The organism is Lysinibacillus sp. FSL K6-0102 (assembly GCF_038003545.1).
GTDB lineage: Bacteria > Bacillota > Bacilli > Bacillales_A > Planococcaceae > Lysinibacillus > Lysinibacillus capsici.
The window spans coordinates 2976164-2994879 of sequence record NZ_JBBOPH010000001.1; the positions used below are offsets into that span (position 1 = coordinate 2976164).

An 18716-nucleotide genomic window follows, 5' to 3' on the forward strand; every position below is an offset into this window, starting at 1 on the left:
CTCCTATCTATTCATAATAGCCTTCCGTTGATTTTCTAAATGATTTAAATTGAATAGGATCATGGCCAAACCATACCTGTGAATTTGTTTCATTTGCTAGTCTTCGAATCCGTTCCACTGTTGTATTATAACCTACAGAATCGTAGATAATGCCTGGTGGCTTGACAGGAGGCCCAAAGCTTTCTGCCGTATAAATGGCATCTGAAGCTAAAATAATACCACCTGTGTCAGGCATTTGAATATGCAAACCTAGCATTCCCCAAGCATGACCACTACCAAAATTTAATACTTGTATCCCTTCAGCTAGTTTTACCTGATCCTCGCCACGTTTGATTAAGCGCCATTGTAGATTGTTTTTAATCCACATATCAATGTCACCCCAAACATAGGCACCGTCTTTCACGTTTCTAGCATATGTTTGTAATGTGCCATTAAACTCATCTTCCTGTACAATAATTGTGGCATTTGTAAAGAGTTCTAAGCACCCTGCATGGTCGAGATGCAAATGGGAAGCAACAACATATTTGATATCCTCTGGACGAACATTTAATTCTTCTAGACGATGATGTAAATAGCATTCTTCTGGCATATTAATAGGAAATGCTTTTTGCGTAAATTCACCCCATCGCCCTTCTGGACCCATCGAGTTTGGATTGCATGCAGTATCAAATAGAATTTTGCCTTCTGGATGATCAATCAATACTGTATAAACAGGGAATTCAACAAATTCATTTGGCTGATTTGGATGATCGATGGTTGCGGGATTGTGCATCGCAATCATATAATTTTTATCCATTCGCATCGTACCATTGTCCATCACATACAATTTTGGATGTTGTTTAATCATTTTCATTTTCCCATCTCCATTCGTGATTATTAGTTATTGGTTATTCCAAATTACTAGCTTCATTTCCGTCATTTCTTCTAACGCATATTTAATGCCTTCACGGCCTGTGCCGCTTTCCTTTACACCACCATATGGCATGTGATCTACTCGATAAGTAGGTACATCATTAATGATGACTCCACCAACGTGCAATGCTTTTGTAGCCTGAAAAGCTGTCTGAATAGAAGGAGTGAAGATGCCTGCCTGTAGGCCATAGTGAGAATCATTGATAGCCGCTATCCCTTCATCAATGGTGGATACCGTATTAACGATAACAACAGGTGCAAAAATTTCTTCACAGGATACACGACTCTGTGGCTGAACATTATATAAAACAGTGGGCAATAAAATATGATTGTCAATGTGACCACCTGTAATTACTTGTGCCCCTTCAGCTACTGCCTCTTCAATCCATTGATAAGCACGCTGTTGTTCAGCTTGTGAAATCATCATAGCAAGATCTGTTTGATTATCCATTGGATCACCAATTGTAAGCTGCTCTATTTTTTCCTTCAGCCGTATTAAAAATTCCTCCACCATACTTTCCATGACATAGATACGTTGTAAAGAAATACAGACTTGACCTTGGTTGGAAAAGGCCCCCATCACAATGCGATCCATAATACGCTCTAGCTGTACCCCTTCATCGATAATTACGCCTGCATTGGAACCTAATTCTAAAGTTACTTTCTTCAAGCCTGCACGATTGCGTAGAGAAATCCCTACCGCTGGACTTCCTGTAAACGTTATCATCTTAACATTTGGATGTGCTAAAAATGCATCGCCTACTAATTTACCTTGTCCAGTTACAAGATTAAAGGCACCTGCTGGTAAATTTGTTTGCGCCAATAATTTTGCCAAAAAATGGGCGGATAATGCTGTTTGTGTGGCAGGTTTCAATACAATCGTATTGCCTGCAGCTAATGCTGGCCCAACTTTGTGTGCTACTAGATTTTGCGGAAAGTTAAATGGTGTAATCGCAGCCACAACACCGATTGGCTCTCTTAATGTATAAGCAAAGCGCCCCTCTCCATTTTTTGATGCATCCATTGGAACCATTTCACCAGTAAGTCGCTTTGCTTCTTCTGCCGCAAATTTATAGGTTTCAACTGTGCGATCAATTTCAGCGTAAGCATACTTTAACGGTTTGGCTGATTCCATTGCTATGATACTTGCTGCTTCATCTCTATTTTCTGCAAAAAGGGTGGATAACTGCTCTAATATCTCTGCTCGTTGAAAAGCAGTTAATGCAGCCATTTGAGGAGCTGCAGCATGCGCACTTTCAATGGCCTCCTGTACATCTTTTTCAGTGGCCATCGCAAAGTGTGCCAATACCTCTTGTGAATAGGGAGCATGGATCTCCATCCATTCAGCAGTCATCTTCCATTCTCCATTAATCCATAAGCCCTTTTTCAATCGTAATTCACTCCTTTCTTTTTATGGTTACGTATTCATTTCAGAAAATAAAGAAATGAATACGTAACCATTTTGGTGTAAAAAATAAACTGATGGTCTATCAGTTTATTTTACACGTTGTATTTCTTGGGAAAATCTTAACAGACTCTGTTTGTCTAATGCAAGTACTTTTTTTCTCCATTACCTCAAATAATTTTTCGATAGCAATAAAACCTAAGTTCTCTTCTGATGTTAAACCTACTGTTGTTAAGGCAATAGAGTGATGTTTACTAAGCTCTACATTATCAATACCAATGATATTAAAATCTCTCGGAACCTGAAAACCTCTCTCTAAACAAAGATTCAATATTTCAATGGCAATGGCATCCGTAGCAGCACAAATAGCTGTTGGTCTTTTTTCGAGTTGTAAAAGCTCTGCAAACGCACGTTCAATATCCATTTTATTGGTGTTCGTTAAAAAAGTAGGCACTAATTTTGCATCTAGCCCATAATCCTGTAAAGCTTGTTCAAATCCCAGATAGCGTCCATAGAAGGTACTCATTTGATGTGGACCCCCTATCCAACATAAAGAGTCATGCCCTAATGATAGGACATGCTTGGTCGCAAGGTAACCTGCTTGAACATTATCAATTTCTACAAAATGTCTATTCTCTTTATGCTTACGGTTAAACATAATAAATGGAATAGCTAGTTTTTCTAGTTTATAAAATAAATCATCTTGATACAACATAGAAGACAATATAATTGCGTCTGCTTTCGTTTCTAAAACGGCATTGTAGATTGAATTAAGATTATCCTCTGTGCCAAAATAGACATTAACTTTATAGCCACGTGCATTAACATAATTCACGATGGCTGTAGTTGTATCAACAAAAAAAGGGTTGTGTAAGGGCCCCGAAATCAATGTAATAATGCCTGTTTTTTTCTGAACAAGCGATCTTGCTATATCATTTGGCACATAGTTTAGTTCCTCTATCGCCTGCATTACTTTTTCAATTGTTTTTGGCTTTACAAGCTCTGGTGTATTCAATACTCTCGATACAGTTGTTTGTGAGACACCAGCATGCTTCGCCACATCTTTTGAAGATACCAAAAAAACCACCCATTTCATCATTGTGAAGCTATATTATATCATCTATAGAATAATGATTATAGTGATGATTCCTTCTCTACCTTAACGCTTTCGCTCATATGGCTTTGCAGCTTCACTCGCTTTAAAGTTATAAACAGGTTTAATAACTTTGACAATATCTACAGTTTCCCCAATCGCAGAAGTAATTTCTGTCATCGGCTTATAGGCCATTGGTGCCTCATCCAATGTTTCTTCATTGACTGATGTTGTCCAAATCCCCTGCATCGTATCTTTAAAATCGGCCATATTCAAAGCTTTTTTCGCTGCGCGTCGTGAAAACATGCGTCCTGCTCCATGGGGGGCTGAATAATTCCATTCCGCATTCCCTTTCCCTATACAAATCAGAGATCCATCCCGCATATTCATTGGAATAACTAGCTTTTCATCTTTATTTGCACGAACAGCCCCTTTGCGAAGCGTCATCGTTTCTGTATCGATATAGTTATGAATCGTATCAAACGTATCTGTAAAATGCCAATCCATCTGTTTAGCAATGGTTTCTGCAATGGTCCAACGATTCATCCGTGCAAATTGCTGTGCAATCTTCATATCATGGATATAATCATGGAAAGCTTCACCCTCTAAATATGACAAGTCTTTCGGAACGAACGGTGTTTGTTCTTTATAGGCTTGTATCATGGATTGAATCTCTTGTTGTCGTCCTTGCTGTTTCATTGCTTCTATTTTTTCTGTCAAATCTTCTCGACGTAAATTTTCATAAGCTCTTTTTTGATGCCAATTAGCAACCTTTGCCCCTACATAGCGTGACCCCGTATGGATGAGCAAATAGTGCTGATCATCTTCATCTTTGGCAAGTTCAATAAAATGGTTGCCTCCCCCAAGTGTACCTAATGACAAGTTCGTATAGTCGTCTTTCAAGCCGCTTGCTCGAAATTGTTTACCTTCAAACTCTACAAAATGTCGGCTTGGCGATACTTCTTTATGAATATCCTGCCCACTTGGTACATATGTGCGAATGATGGCATCGAGTTGAGCAAAATCAACTGTTGTTACGTCAAGTTGTGCTACAAATACACCACACCCCACATCAATGCCGACAAGATTGGGTACAACACGGTCTTGCAATTGGATGGTCGTGCCAATGACACATCCTTTACCCGCATGATAATCTGGCATAATACGTACTTTAGTGCCTGCCATAAAAGCCTGGTCTGTTAATTCTTGAATCTGATCCACAGCTGTTTGTAATGCTGTTTGCGCAAAGATTTTTGCATTCGTGAAGCGTCCATTTATTTCAATCAAGTGTATCCCTCCTTACTACTTATACGTAAAACTGGAATGATTTGTTTCATATCATAAAGAAAACGTTCTAAAAGCATGCTACTTTTAGAACGTTTGGTGAAAACCTAATCTTCATATTGTACAACTAATTTTTTAGGTATTTCGGGTATATCATTTGATTTTACATCTTCTTCCCTTAAGTCAAGCATTTGCAGGGGATATTTTTCTTGCACCTCAAAAGGTATTGCAATACTTTCCATTTTATTATTCATTTGACTTCTTGCAAGTAAGCCATTGTTTGATAAATCAATGGCTAAAATAGCCTGCACAGTTTCCTCAAGCATGGCAATATCCTTCGATTTCAACGGCATTTGCTCATTCATTAAAAATGGTTGAAGATGCTCTTTTATATAACCCTGTGCTTCGATTAAGCAAGAAAATTCATTTAATTTTTCAGCATAGCGCTTTAACTGACGCTTATCTTTTGCACGCTGTTGATTTAGTTTCTGTACCTTTTGTTCAATACGGCTCATGCGTACTTTCACTAAATCAATCAAAAAAGGCTGTGTATCTCGAATCGCCTGTAGCATTGAAACCTCTGCTTGTTGTACCTTGGCATATTGGGCGACACAAACCTCTTGCTGCTCATTGAGTTTTTGAACGCGCTCTTTGAAAAATTCATTTTGCGTATGTTGGCCAAAGAAAGCTTTCATAAGACCTTTACCATGAATTTTTTTATGTTGTGCATCTAAACGCTCATATTCGCGTAAATACTCACTGTGCATGTTGCGGTATTCACGCAACATTTGTTGATAGTGCACAGCAATTTCAGTAAATTCTTCCACCTTGGAATCGTGTAAATAATCATGTTGCGCTATCGTTTGTAATAGCTGATACAGTGTTTGAACCTGTTTAAACGTGTTCGCTACCTGTTCATATTCTTGCTCATATTCTTTGACAATTGCTAAGTCACGTTGATAGCGAGAATATTCATATTGGGTATCGCCTGCGTATTTTTCAATATTCTCTACAGCAGATTGAAATGGATCTCGTTGTGGAATTACAGTTAATTCGAAGCGGAATCGTTCAAGCCATTGTAAGAAGCGAATTAGGATGGCATATGTTTTTTTATCACTATTTTCAGCCACACGATGAATGTGAGCAATTAATTGATCATACTGACTTTTTTGCCAAAGCTCATGACTGTCTGTTTGTTTGGCTACTAGTGCATTAATTGCTGAAATCCCTATAAAATCACTCATCAAATGACCAATACGTTGTTGTTCAGAGTCCATAAATGCTGTGGCATGTTCCTCATCATCGATGCCGTTGATGACACATAAAGGTTCAACACCTTTATTCTTTAACGTTTCAATCAAGAGAAGTTCAGCATCCATTGCCATTGAACCAGCGCGTAACACCCAGAAAATTTCATCAACACGGTTCATAAGCGCCTCTGAAAAATAAGCCATTTCTCCTCCGCCTGCTTCTAATGACACAGAATCAATTATTGTCACGGATTTTAATAAATCATTTTTCAAATAGACTTCTAGATAATCTAAGTGTTCACGTAAAATCTGGGAAGCAAACGTATCGCCAGTTGTTAGTAGCTCTAATTTACTGAGATCAAATACAGCGACAACACCATCTAAAAAATAAGCTTTAATCTCTTCTTGCTCGCCGTAGCGTATAAACGTATTTACACTTGTTGGATGCTGATCATCTACCGATAATATTTCGCGTCCTAGAAGTCCATTCACAAGTGTTGTTTTGCCCACCCGCTCTTTTCCAACTATTAAAATCATCGTCTGGTTATTGGCATCTTGAATGATTCGATTTAAATGTTTTGCTGTATCTTTCACATATGTATTTTGGACGATGATGCCATACAAGTGTCGTAGTTGGTCAACAAATTGCGGCAAAATATTATTCGCTGAGGTTGTATTTTCGATTGGCGTATTGTCAATGTTCGTCATCCTCAAAACCTCTTTTCGTATGTATCTATAAGACCATTATAAATGAAACTATGGCTTTTCTAATACATGGATTGATGAAAAGAGGACAATATACTTATACGTTTATACGACAAATAGGAATTCATCCTTACACCTATTTCCTGTCTGCTTCATATATGATTGCTACACAGACTAAAGGGAATAGTCCCAGCTATGAGTTTAGAAGTATTAGGCTTGGAGATTTCTCTCTAAGGTTGCTGAATAGCTGACCTTTGTCCTATCCCTCCAAACCAGCCATACGTGCATAAACAGCTCCAAGTAATGGCATTCCACCTTGGGCACCTAGTTTCTCTACAGATAAGGAAGCAGCGATATTAGCAAAATATACAGCCTCATCCAACGATTGCCCTTCTACTAAAGCATAGGCTAAAGCACCATTAAAGGTATCACCTGCGCCCGTTGTATCCACGACTGTTGTCATATAACCTGGAACATGAATTGGATAGGAGCCATCGAAATAACGTGCACCATCACTTCCTAGCGTCACGATTAATTTATTAGGATATTTTTCTAAAACTTGTTCCACTGGCTCGTTAAAAATTTCAGCACATTCTGTCTCGTTAGGTGTTAAATAGGTAATATCGTCCATCCACTGCACATCAAAATTGGCTGCTGGAGCAGGGTTTAACAGTATCGGAACATCCGCTTCTTTACATAAATGAATGGCATGGGCTGTCGTCTCTTTAGGGATTTCAAGCTGTATAATTACCAAGTGACTTTTTTGTATCAACTCTTTTGAAGCTTCAAGATGGGATATGCTTAGATCATAATTAGCTCCAGGTACGACAACAATTCGATTATCGTTATTGTAAATAAGTATATTAGCAATGCCTGTAGGAGCAGTGGTGCTTTTTACAATGGCGTTTGTCTGAATCTGCTCTTGCTGTAAAGCAGCATGTAATGTCTCACCAAAATGATCATTCCCTAAACAGCCAACCATCGCCACCTCACTGCCAAGACGAGCTGCGGCAACTGCTTGATTAGCCCCTTTTCCTCCTGGAACTGTTTGAAACGAGTTACCTAGAATGGTTTCCCCCTGCTTTGGAAAAGCATTCATTTGTACAACTAAATCCATATTTAAACTTCCTATAACTGTAATCATAGAATTCCACCTTTCATCTTTTGATCAAACAAAAAACAACTGAAATGAGTAGTATCATTTCAGTAGCTTAACAATATAAAAATTCGTATAAACTAAAAACCTATCGACTGTTTTAGGGATGCCCTAAATTCTTTCACTTACTGTAAATCGATACGAGCTTCTTTTACTCGTTAAATGAAAACGATCTAGTCACTCAGGCTATCTTCCTGTTATGCGAAGCAATGCTTGAGATGACGATTTCAAAAACTGGCTGGATTTGTCCTTTAATATACAAATATTTTTATAATGATAACATAGTGCCACCTTCGCATTTGATGTTTCCTTAATTATAAATAATTTCATATAGGAAATGCACTACAAACACAAAAAAACTGAAGACAACATAAAACTTGTCTTCAGTCATATCAATTAATAGGCTACTCGCTTCGCCTCATATGCGGCAATGTGGTCCTCATATTTAAAGGTTAAGGCGATTTCATCCCAGCCATTCAGTAACGTTTCTTTATAGTATGGGTCAATTGTAAAATGATAGACTGTACCATCTTCCCCTGTTACAGTTTGCTCTGCAAGATTTACTTCCATACTATAGGGCTTTGCTAAGCCTTTTGCTAAAATAGCATCACATTCCGATTCTGTTAGCTTAATCGGTAAGATACCGTTTTTGAAGCAGTTATTATGGAAAATATCTGCAAAAGAAGGTGCAATCACAACGTTAAAACCGTAATCTAAAATTGCCCATGGTGCATGTTCACGAGAGGAGCCACAGCCGAAATTATCTTGCGCCACTAGAATTTTAGATTCTTTAAATTCAGGTTTATTTAATACAAAGTCAGCTATTTCATTCCCTTGTGCATCGAAACGCCAATGGTAAAATAAAAACTGTCCAAAACCTGTGCGCTCAATACGTTTTAGAAATTCTTTTGAAATAATTTGATCGGTATCAACATTTTTTCGATCAAGTGGTGTGATGACACTATTTACGATATTAATTGGTTCCATTTTTCAATCATCCCTTCCCGAGTAAAGCAAGACTTACACTGTTTCCTTCACAAATTCACGTACATCGACGAAGTGACCTGCAATCGCAGCGGCTGCTGCCATTGGTGGTGACACTAAATGTGTACGAGCTCCAGCGCCCTGACGTCCTTCAAAGTTGCGGTTTGAGGTAGAGGCACAGCGTTCTCCAGCTGGTACGACGTCATCATTCATCGCAAGACACATCGAGCAACCAGATTCTCGCCATTCAAAGCCTGCATCCATAAATATTTTATCTAAACCTTCTGCCTCTGCTTGTTTTTTCGTTGTATGTGAGCCTGGGACAACGATGGCTGTGACCTTGTCATGCACCTTACGCCCTTTGATGACATCAGCAGCTGCACGCAAATCACTAATGCGTGAGTTTGTACAGGAGCCAATGAAGACATGCTGGATGTCAATGGATGTTAATGGCTGGCCTTCCTCTAAGCCCATATAGGCAAGTGCTTTTTGAAGTGCCGCCTTGTCTGATTCATCCTCATAATCTGCTTGTGTTGGAACATGCCCAGAAACACCAGTACCCATCGATGGGTTTGTTCCCCACGTAATGATTGGTTCAATTTCTTCAGCTTTTATAATACGAACCGTATCGTACGTTGCATCTTCGTCTGAAGCAAGACTTAACCAGTAAGCGGCTGCTTCTTCCAATTTTTCTCCCTGCGGTGCATATTTGCGTCCACGAATATAATCGACTGTTGTTTGGTCAGGTGAGATAAGCCCTGCTTTTGCGCCTGCCTCAATTGACATATTACAAATCGTCATGCGTTCTTCCATAGATAGTTTGTGGATAGCCTCTCCAGTGAATTCCACAATATGTCCTGTACCAACACCAATTCCGAACTTGGCAATGATGGCTAGAATAATATCCTTTGCCGCTACCCCAACTGGTAGCTCCCCTTCAACACGAATCTCCATCGTTTTCGGCTTATTTTGCCATAATGTTTGCGTCGATAATACATGCTCCACCTCAGATGTCCCAATACCAAATGCAATGGCCCCGAAGGCACCGTGAGTCGATGTATGAGAATCACCACAAACAATGGTTTTACCAGGCTGTGTTAATCCAAGCTCTGGCCCAATCACATGGACAATCCCTTGGTCAGGGTGACCCATGCCTGCTAACTCAACGCCAAATTCCTCAGCATTTTTAGCTAATGTTTCGATTTGATTGCGTGCAATGGGATCATGGATAGTTGGTAAATTTTTTGTTGGTACGTTATGATCCATTGTCGCAAAGCTTAAATCAGGACGACGCACTTTACGTCCGTTCATGCGTAACCCTTCAAAAGCTTGCGGAGATGTTACTTCATGAATTAAATGAAGATCAATATATAACAGGTCCGGTTTGCCCTCTTCCTGATAAACAACATGTTTATCCCAAATCTTTTCAATTATATTTTTACCCATTGTCTTCACCTATTTCTTTAAATATATGTTGTCATAATACTTTGTGATACAAAGCTAGTATCAATTTCGTTAATTACCTTATCTGTCCATTCATTAGTTGATAAAATACGACTGCCGTCACGAGCAAGATCTGCTGTAAAGTAGCCATCATCAAATACTGCACTTACCGCGCGTTCAATTTCTGCTGCTTCTTCTTTTAAGCCAAATGAATATTGCAGCATCATCGCTACGGATAAAATGGTTGCAGCAGGATTTGCTACACCTTGCCCTGCAATTTCTGGTGCGGAGCCATGTACTGGTTCATATAAGCCAAAATTATCACCACGAATGGATGCGGATGGTAAAACACCTAGAGAACCAGTAATAACAGATGCTTCATCACTTAAAATATCACCAAACATATTTTCAGTAACGACTACATCATATTGTCCAGGATTTGTAATAAGTTTCATTGCGACAGAGTCTACTAGGTTATGTTCTACGATTACATCTGGATACTCTTTTTTCTTTGCTTCTACAACTTCACGCCATAAGCGACTTGTTTCAAGCACATTCGCCTTGTCAACAGAGCATAATTTGCCACCACGTAAACGTGCTAGTTCAAAGGCATTTTCAACGATACGCTCTACCTCTGCTTTAGAGTAAACCGTTGTATCAATTGCGCCATTTTCAGTACGCATACGTGGTTCCCCGAAGTATACGCCGCCTGTTAGTTCACGTACAATCATTAAATCAACGTTCTCAGCCACTTCACGCTTTAATGGTGAAGCATCTAGTAAACTCGGGAACGCCTTTACTGGACGTAGATTGGCAAATAAATCGAAGTGTTTCCGAATTCGCAGTAACCCTTTTTCTGGGCGCAATTCAGGAGGGTTTTGATCCCACTTTGGACCACCTACAGCTCCTAATAAAATCGCATCACTATTTTCACACATCTCGATTGTTTCATCAGGTAATGGATTATTGTGCTGGTCAATCGCAGCACCACCAATTGTTGCATATCCTAAATGAAATGTATGATTAAATCGTTTACCAATCACCTGTAATACACGTACAGCAGAAGCAACAACCTCTGGCCCAATTCCATCACCGGGAAGTACTGTAATTTTTCTCTCCATCGTCAAAACACCTTTCTTTGTATAGCGTATTCGCTAATTTAGTAAAGACGCTCACCTACCTTTTATCGAGGTGAGCGTAGTCATTACGTCTAAGCGTAATTTTTGGTTAATTGATACAATACGCCATGACATCATTGCATCCGACTTGTGAATGGTACTTCATACAATTCACTACCTCAGAAACCTATACAGGATGTGCGCGAAGGCTTGCTTGAATTAAATGACGGTTAATAGCATTTAAATAAGCTTTTGCCGATGCTTCTAAAACATCTTGAGAGGAATTACGGCCTGTAGTCGAAACCTCATCATAGCGAATATTAATAACCGCTTCACCCAGTGCATCTCGTCCTTTGCCAACCGATGTCACACGGTAATCAATGACATGTACAGCTCCAGGTACAAGTTGCTCCAGTGTATTAAAAATCGCTTCTACTGAACCAGAGCCAGTAGCTACAACGGTTTTTTCTAGTCCCTCAGGTGTAAGCACAATGGCTGTAGCTGTAGGAATATTTTCAGTACCATATTGCACCTGCACCATTTTCAACTCAAAGAGTGGTACATCTTCTACTTGAACTTGTTGCTCAGTAAGAAGAGTAAGTAAATCTTCCTCTGTAATTTCTTTTTTACGATCAGCCAATTTTTTAAATTCTACAAATGCTTTGTTCAACTTTTCATCAGAAAGATGGAAGCCCATTGTTTCCGCACGATCACGGAAGGCTGCACGACCAGAATGTTTCCCGAGAACTAATGGAATCTCACCTTCGCCGATTAAAGCAGGTGAAATAATTTCATAGGTTTCTGGATTTTTTAAGACACCGTCTTGATGGATGCCCGATTCGTGTGCAAAAGCATTTCTTCCTACAATCGCTTTATTTGGCTGAATCACAACATTTGTCAATTTACTGACTAATTGAGACGTACGTTTAATTTCTTGCAACTGAATGCCTGTTTGCACCTGATAAATATCCTTGCGAATATGAAGTGCTACAGCAATTTCCTCGAGTGCCACATTACCTGCGCGTTCGCCGATACCATTGATTGTTCCTTCGACTTGTGCAGCACCATTTTCTATTGCGGCAATCGTGTTAGCTGTTGCCATCCCTAAATCATCATGACAATGGGCAGAGAATTTCACTTTGTCAGCACCTTTGACATTTTCCAGTAGGAACTTAAATAATGCACCATATTCTTGCGGGGATGCATACCCTACAGTGTCTGGAACATTAATCGTTGTTGCACCAGCAGCAACCACTTCGTTCATAATTCGCACTAAAAATTCACGATCAGAGCGGAATGCATCCTCGGCAGACCATTGTACAAGTGGGAAGTACTTTTTAGCGTATTTAACAGCCTCTACCGCTTGCTCCACCACTTGCTCAGGGGATTTTTTTAATTTGTATTCCATATGAATAGGTGATGTGGCTAGAAAAATGTGAATATGTGGCTGTTGTGCTACTTTTATCGCTTCCCATGTAGCATCAATATCCTTTTGGATACAGCGAGCTAGCCCCGTCACAATGGAATTTTTTACTGTACCTGCAATGCGATGGACTGCATCAAAGTCACCGGGTGACGAAGCAGGAAATCCTGCTTCTATAATTGTCACACCAAGGCGCTCTAATTGTTTGGCAATTTCAATCTTCTCGGCTGTGTTTAAGTTGATCCCAGCAGATTGTTCACCATCGCGAAGCGTAGTATCGAAAATATCAATTTTTCGCACTTGTCGCCACTTCTCTCACAACTTTTTCTTTACCTTCGTTGATGAATGGCATCATAGCACGTAGTTTTGCGCCTACTTCTTCGATTTGATGGTTCGCACCAGCTTCTTTGAATTTTGTATATTCTGGACGACCATTTTCATTTTCTTGAATCCAACGACGAGCAAATGTACCATCTTGGATATCTGTTAATACGTCTTTCATACGAGCTTTTACAGACTCATCGATAATGCGTGGTCCTGCAACATAATCTCCCCACTCTGCTGTATCTGAAACTGAGTAGCGCATTGTTGCCATACCGCCCTCAAACATTAGGTCAACAATTAATTTAAGCTCATGTAGTGTTTCAAAGTAGGCTAATTCTGGTTGATAACCAGCTTCTACTAATGTTTCGAATCCTGCTCTTACTAGTTGTGTTGCACCACCACAAAGTACCGCTTGTTCACCGAATAAGTCTGTCTCTGTTTCTTCTTTGAATGTTGTTTCAAGAAGCCCACCACGTGCAGCACCGATTCCTTTACCATACGCAAGTGCTAAATCTTTTGCTTGGCCTGTAGCATCTTGGTGAATAGCGAATAGTCCTGGTACCCCAGCACCTTCTTGGAATTGACGACGAACTAGATGTCCTGGTCCTTTTGGTGCTACTAAAAATACGTCAACGTCTGCTGGTGGTGTAATTTGACCGAAATGGATATTGAAGCCGTGTGCAAACATCAATGCTTTACCAGCTTGTAAATGTGGCGCAATTTCCGCTTCATAAACTGCTTTTTGGCGCTCATCTGGTAGTAGAATTTGAATAACATCTGCTTCTTGTGCTGCTTCAGCCACTGTTTTCACGTCAATACCATCTGCTTTTGCCGCATCGAAGGATCCACCTGGACGAACCCCTACTACCACGTCAAAACCTGATTCTTTAAGGTTTAAAGCATGTGCATGACCTTGTGAACCGTAACCGATAATTGCGATTTTCTTTCCTTTTAATACGTCCTCGTTGATATTTTGCTCATAGTACATTGTAGCCATTGTTAATTTCCTCCTAGAATATGTTTTGTTTTTTATAGCTTTAGATACTTGCTCTGTCTATAAAGCTATTCATTTTTATATGCAAACTATTTTAAAATAGAGAGCTGCGGGTTTGAGACTTTTTGTGTTTCACGAACGGAGGCAGTTGCCCCTGTACGTGTAAGTTCTTTAATGCCATATGGTCGAATGAGTTCGATAAAGGCATCAATCTTCTCTGGATGCCCTACTACTTGATACGTCACAACGTTTTTGGCTGTATCAATAATTTGGGCGCGGAACGGTTCAACAATTGAATTCATTTCCAAACGTAAATTTGGTGGGGAAATCACCTTTACTAGTGCTAGCTCTCGCAGAACAATCGATTTATCGGTAATGTCATTGACCTTTAACACATCAATTTGCTTGGATAACTGTTTCACTAGCTGCTCAATTTTGCGTTCGTCCTCTATGTTGACAACGAAGGTCATCTTTGAAAAATTCGGTTGCTCTGTATGACCTACTGTAATCGATTCAATATTGAACTGACGCTTCATCAATAAACCTGTCAAACGGTTTAATACACCACTTTGATTAATCACAGTTACGGTAATTACTCGCTTCAATTTTTTTTCACCCCAATCATTTCATGTAAGCCTGTGCCAGGTGCTACCATTGGGTAAACACATTCAAGCTGTTTCACTCGACAGTCAATTAATACTGGCTCATCAGACAACAGTGCCTCACGGAAAATAGACTCTGCTTCATCGATTGTGTTAATACGATAACCTTTAATGTTATAAGCATCAGCTAACTTAACAAAATCTGGTTGGATCGGCATAAGTGATGATGAATAGCGCTCTTCATAGAATGTTTGTTGCCATTGACGTACCATGCCAAGACAGCTATTATTCAAAATCACTATTTTTACTGGTAAGTTAAATTCCTGTAGGATGGATAGCTCCTGTGCCGTCATTTGGAATCCTGCATCTCCTACAATCGAAATAACTTTTTTGTCTGGCTTCGCAAATTGGGCGCCAATTGCGGCCGGGAAGCCGAAGCCCATCGTACCAAGTCCACCAGACGTTACCCATGAATGATCATTATTTAAATGATAATATTGCGCTGCCCACATTTGATGCTGCCCAACATCTGTCGTCACAATGGCATTACCTTCAGTTACCTTGTGCACTAATTGCAATGCCTCTTGTGGTAGGATTTCTTGCGTATTTGTATCCTTGCAATACCATAATGGATATTCCATCGCATGATTCCTTAAATAAGCTAACCAATCGGCTGTATCAGGACCTTGGAAATCCTTTTTCAATAGTGCTTTTAAAGCCTCCTTGGCATCAGCAACTATTGGAATATCTGTCGGTACATTTTTGCCAATTTCAGCAGGATCAATATCGATATGGATAATCGTTGCATTTGGTGCAAATGTAGCTAGATTACCTGTTAGACGATCATCAAATCGTGCCCCAATATTGAGTAATAAATCGGATTTTGTGATCGCTGTATTTGCTGTAGCTGTACCATGCATCCCAGCCATCCCAAGGAATAAGTCATGTTCACCATGGATGGAGCCCAATCCTAGCAATGTGTTCGTTACTGGAATACGATATTTTTCTGCGAAAGTCGTTAATTCCTCACGTGCATCCGCAAAAAGAACACCTGCACCCGCTAAGATGATTGGGTTTTTTGCCAATGAAATGGCTTGAATCGCCTTTTGGACTTGTAAATAATTTGGTTTATATGTTGGCTGATAGCCTGGTAAATAAATTTCATCAGGTGCTTGCGGTGGATTCTCTACATCAAACAACATTTGGGAAACGTTTTTTGGGAAATCCACGACAACTGGTCCCTTACGACCTGTGCTAGCGATATGGAAAGCTTCCTTCACAATACGGGGAATATCATTGACATCCTGCACCTGATAGTTGTGCTTTGTAATCGGTGTTGTAATCCCCATAATATCGGCTTCTTGGAAAGCATCTGTTCCGATCACAGATGTCGCAACCTGTCCTGTAAAAACAACCAATGGAATAGAGTCGATCATGGCATCCGCAATACCTGTTACAAGGTTTGTTGCACCAGGTCCACTTGTGGCAATAACAACGCCCGTTTTACCTGAAACACGAGCATAGCCTTCCGCCGCATGAATAGCACCCTGTTCATGTCTTGTTAAAATATGGCGAATTGGGTTTTTATACATCGCATCATAAATTTGTAATACGGCTCCTCCTGGATAGCCAAAGACAATTTCAACCCCTTGATCGTGCAATGCCTGCACTAATACATCTGCACCGTCCTTCGCTTGATAGGTTTGTTCAGCTGTTGCTGTTGTAGCTAATTGTTCTTGTTCATTGATTGAAACATTCGCACTCATCAAATTATGCCTCCTTCATTTCTTTCAAACTCACACATCAGTGTTGTAGATTAGTGAAGTGTCAATAGCTGGATTGACTATTCCTCTCATCCTTTTCGTTGAGAGGCTGTTCAATTGCATCGTGAAAATAATAAAAAGCCTTTTTCTCCACACGCAAAGAACTACCTTACGTAGGGATGAAAAAGACTTTCCATGGTACCACCCTTTTTTATAGCAAATAATTGCTACCTCGCGAATAAATGACAGCATTTATGCACCAATGCGAAAGACATCGCATCCAATATAGTGCCATAAAACATTTATTCATTAATAACGAGCACTTTCGACTATGCCCGGAGCTATCTAATGGTGTAAACACGTTTAATAGCCCACTCCGAGGGGATGTCGGATCTAGTTGTATCGCCGGCTTCCAGCACGACCGGCTCTCTGGTAAATACAAGGCTCTAGAACCTTTAACCTCATCAACGTTTTTATTTATCTAGTTGTTAAATTTTCATTACGCCTCCAGTGGAAGCGCTCGTCACTAATTTTGAATATCTTGCTAACCAACCACGTTTGATTTTTGGCTCAAAGACTGGTAATTTTGCACGACGTTCAGCTAAAACTTCATCTGAAACTTGTAAATTAATCGTACGATTTGGTAGATCAATTTCGATAATATCTCCGTTTTCTACTAAAGCGATTGGACCGCCTTCAGCAGCTTCTGGTGAAATATGGCCAATTGAAATACCACGAGATGCACCTGAGAAACGACCATCTGTAATTAATGCAACCTTTGTACCAAGGCCTCGACCTTGAATGGCAGATGTTGGTGCAAGCATTTCTGGCATCCCTGGGCCACCCTTAGGTCCTTCATAGCGAATGACGACTACATGGCCCTCTTTCACCGTTCCATTATCAATGTTTTCTTGTGCTGCTTCTTGTGAATCAAAGACAATTGCCTCGCCCTTGAATACTTTGATAGAAGGATCAACGGCCCCTACTTTAATAACAGAGCCATCTGGTGCGATGTTACCGAATAAAACGGATAATCCACCTACAGCACTATACGGATTGTCTTTTGTTCGAATGACTTGATCATTCGTGATGTGATAATCTTTGACAAGCTCACCCATTGTAACGCCTGCTACGGTTGGACGGTCTGGATGAATAGCACCTGGAATAGATGTTAATTCATTAATAATGGCACTTACTCCACCCGCTTTATTAATATCATCCATTGAAATATCTGAAGCAGGCATGATTTTTGCTAAATAAGGCACTCTTTCCGCTACTTTATTAATATCTTCAATGTTGTAATCTATTTCGGCTTCATTGGCAATTGCTAATGTATGAAGAACTGTATTTGTGGAGCCCCCCATTGCCATATCAAGAGCAAAAGCATCATCAATTGCCTCTTTTGTAATAATATCGCGAGGTTTAACGTCTTCCTTGACCATGCGAATTAATTGCTTAGCTGCTTCTTTAATCAGCTTGTGACGCTCTTCAGAAGTGGCAACGATTGTACCATTTCCAGGTAAAGCAACACCAAGCATTTCCATTAAGCAGTTCATGGAATTTGCTGTAAACATGCCTGAGCATGAACCACACGTCGGACAAGCATTATTCTCAATATCCAACAGCTCTTCCGCAGACATTTTTCCTGATTTGTGTGCTCCTACACCTTCAAACACAGATGTTAAGGAAAGCTGTTTCCCTGCTGCAGAAGTGCCTGCCTCCATTGGACCACCTGAAACAAAGATAGATGGTACATTCGTACGAACTGCTGCCATAAGCATTCCTGGTGTAATTTTGTCACAGTTTGGAATATAAAATACGCCATCAAACCAATGTGCATTAATAACTGTTTCAGCAGAGTCTGCTATAATTTCACGACTTGGTAAGGAATAACGCATACCAATATGCCCCATTGCAATACCATCATCGACACCAATTGTATTAAATTCGAATGGAATACCACCCGCTTCAATAATAGCTTCTTTCACTACATCAGCGAACGTACGTAAATGAACGTGACCTGGTATTATGTCGATATAAGAGTTACAAACCCCAATAAATGGTTTGCCTAGATCTTTTGCTTTTACTTTGCCTGTTGCATATAAAAGACTTCGATGTGGCGCTCGATCTACGCCTACTTTAATCATGTCACTTCTCATTTTAAACGCCCCTCATTGCTATCCATACTATGTTCGTTGCTATAGACAAAATGTTCTGTCTTTTTAATTTTTGTTTATAGAGTAATAGCCTCTTAGACGAC

General features: G+C 39.9%; 14 protein-coding genes. All 14 read right to left on the reverse strand.

The window, feature by feature from the left end; genetic code table 11:
• Positions 1-7: 7 nt before the first annotated feature.
• The gene (gene ahlS / locus NYE73_RS15215) at positions 8-853 is read right to left on the reverse strand and encodes an AhlS family quorum-quenching N-acyl homoserine lactonase (RefSeq protein WP_259950796.1); all 846 of its coding nucleotides are present in this window, start codon (positions 851-853) and stop codon (positions 8-10) included.
• 27 nt (positions 854-880) lie between these two features.
• On the reverse strand, positions 881-2302 hold the full coding sequence (locus tag NYE73_RS15220) for an aldehyde dehydrogenase family protein (RefSeq protein WP_112118388.1): 1422 nt from the start codon (positions 2300-2302) through the stop codon (positions 881-883).
• A 100-nt stretch (positions 2303-2402) separates the two neighbouring features.
• Positions 2403-3404: a LacI family DNA-binding transcriptional regulator gene (locus NYE73_RS15225; protein WP_231595618.1), complete on the reverse strand. Its 1002-nt coding sequence runs from the start codon at positions 3402-3404 to the stop codon at positions 2403-2405.
• A 72-nt stretch (positions 3405-3476) separates the two neighbouring features.
• Entirely contained in the window at positions 3477-4697 is a 1221-nt protein-coding gene (locus tag NYE73_RS15230) for an RtcB family protein (RefSeq protein WP_237898176.1), read from the reverse strand.
• A gap of 104 nt (positions 4698-4801) precedes the next feature.
• The gene (locus NYE73_RS15235; protein ID WP_048392390.1) at positions 4802-6652 is read right to left on the reverse strand and encodes a dynamin family protein; all 1851 of its coding nucleotides are present in this window, start codon (positions 6650-6652) and stop codon (positions 4802-4804) included.
• A gap of 256 nt (positions 6653-6908) precedes the next feature.
• Positions 6909-7793 carry a ribokinase gene (gene rbsK, locus NYE73_RS15240; protein ID WP_259950797.1) on the reverse strand — a complete coding sequence of 295 codons (885 nt, stop codon included), beginning with the start codon at positions 7791-7793 and terminating at the stop codon, positions 6909-6911.
• 408 nt (positions 7794-8201) lie between these two features.
• Entirely contained in the window at positions 8202-8792 is a 591-nt protein-coding gene (gene leuD / locus NYE73_RS15245) for a 3-isopropylmalate dehydratase small subunit (protein WP_048392388.1), read from the reverse strand.
• Positions 8793-8825: 33 nt separating this feature from the next.
• The gene (gene leuC / locus NYE73_RS15250; RefSeq protein WP_048392387.1) at positions 8826-10235 is read right to left on the reverse strand and encodes a 3-isopropylmalate dehydratase large subunit; all 1410 of its coding nucleotides are present in this window, start codon (positions 10233-10235) and stop codon (positions 8826-8828) included.
• Positions 10236-10252: 17 nt separating this feature from the next.
• A complete protein-coding gene (gene leuB, locus NYE73_RS15255) occupies positions 10253-11353 on the reverse strand; it encodes a 3-isopropylmalate dehydrogenase (RefSeq protein ID WP_259950798.1) in 1101 nt (366 codons plus the stop codon).
• 184 nt (positions 11354-11537) lie between these two features.
• Positions 11538-13073 carry a 2-isopropylmalate synthase gene (locus NYE73_RS15260; protein WP_048392386.1) on the reverse strand — a complete coding sequence of 512 codons (1536 nt, stop codon included), beginning with the start codon at positions 13071-13073 and terminating at the stop codon, positions 11538-11540.
• Positions 13060-14094: a ketol-acid reductoisomerase gene (ilvC, locus tag NYE73_RS15265; protein WP_016991908.1), complete on the reverse strand. Its 1035-nt coding sequence runs from the start codon at positions 14092-14094 to the stop codon at positions 13060-13062. The genes NYE73_RS15260 and ilvC overlap by 14 nt, the downstream gene beginning before the upstream one ends.
• Positions 14095-14180: 86 nt before the next feature.
• Complete coding sequence (gene ilvN, locus NYE73_RS15270) at positions 14181-14696, reverse strand: acetolactate synthase small subunit (RefSeq protein ID WP_016991907.1); 516 nt, start codon at positions 14694-14696, stop codon at positions 14181-14183.
• Positions 14693-16459: a biosynthetic-type acetolactate synthase large subunit gene (gene ilvB / locus NYE73_RS15275; protein ID WP_054550476.1), complete on the reverse strand. Its 1767-nt coding sequence runs from the start codon at positions 16457-16459 to the stop codon at positions 14693-14695. The genes ilvN and ilvB overlap by 4 nt, the downstream gene beginning before the upstream one ends.
• 485 nt (positions 16460-16944) lie before the next feature.
• Complete coding sequence (gene ilvD / locus NYE73_RS15280) at positions 16945-18615, reverse strand: dihydroxy-acid dehydratase (RefSeq protein ID WP_004231412.1); 1671 nt, start codon at positions 18613-18615, stop codon at positions 16945-16947.
• Between the last annotated feature and the right edge of the window lie 101 nt (positions 18616-18716).

What these genes read in the sequence shown, in the direction of transcription:
- ilvC (WP_016991908.1), bottom strand. Translation starts at nt 14,094, where the DNA reads ATGGCTACAATGTACTATGAGCAAAATATCAACGAGGACGTATTAAAA.
- ilvD (WP_004231412.1), bottom strand. Translation starts at nt 18,615, where the DNA reads ATGAGAAGTGACATGATTAAAGTAGGCGTAGATCGAGCGCCACATCGA.
- ilvB (WP_054550476.1), bottom strand. Translation starts at nt 16,459, where the DNA reads ATGAGTGCGAATGTTTCAATCAATGAACAAGAACAATTAGCTACAACA.
- rbsK (WP_259950797.1), bottom strand. Translation starts at nt 7,793, where the DNA reads ATGATTACAGTTATAGGAAGTTTAAATATGGATTTAGTTGTACAAATG.
- ahlS (WP_259950796.1), bottom strand. Translation starts at nt 853, where the DNA reads ATGAAAATGATTAAACAACATCCAAAATTGTATGTGATGGACAATGGT.
- leuB (WP_259950798.1), bottom strand. Translation starts at nt 11,353, where the DNA reads ATGGAGAGAAAAATTACAGTACTTCCCGGTGATGGAATTGGGCCAGAG.
- leuC (WP_048392387.1), bottom strand. Translation starts at nt 10,235, where the DNA reads ATGGGTAAAAATATAATTGAAAAGATTTGGGATAAACATGTTGTTTAT.
- leuD (WP_048392388.1), bottom strand. Translation starts at nt 8,792, where the DNA reads ATGGAACCAATTAATATCGTAAATAGTGTCATCACACCACTTGATCGA.
- NYE73_RS15235 (WP_048392390.1), bottom strand. Translation starts at nt 6,652, where the DNA reads ATGACGAACATTGACAATACGCCAATCGAAAATACAACCTCAGCGAAT.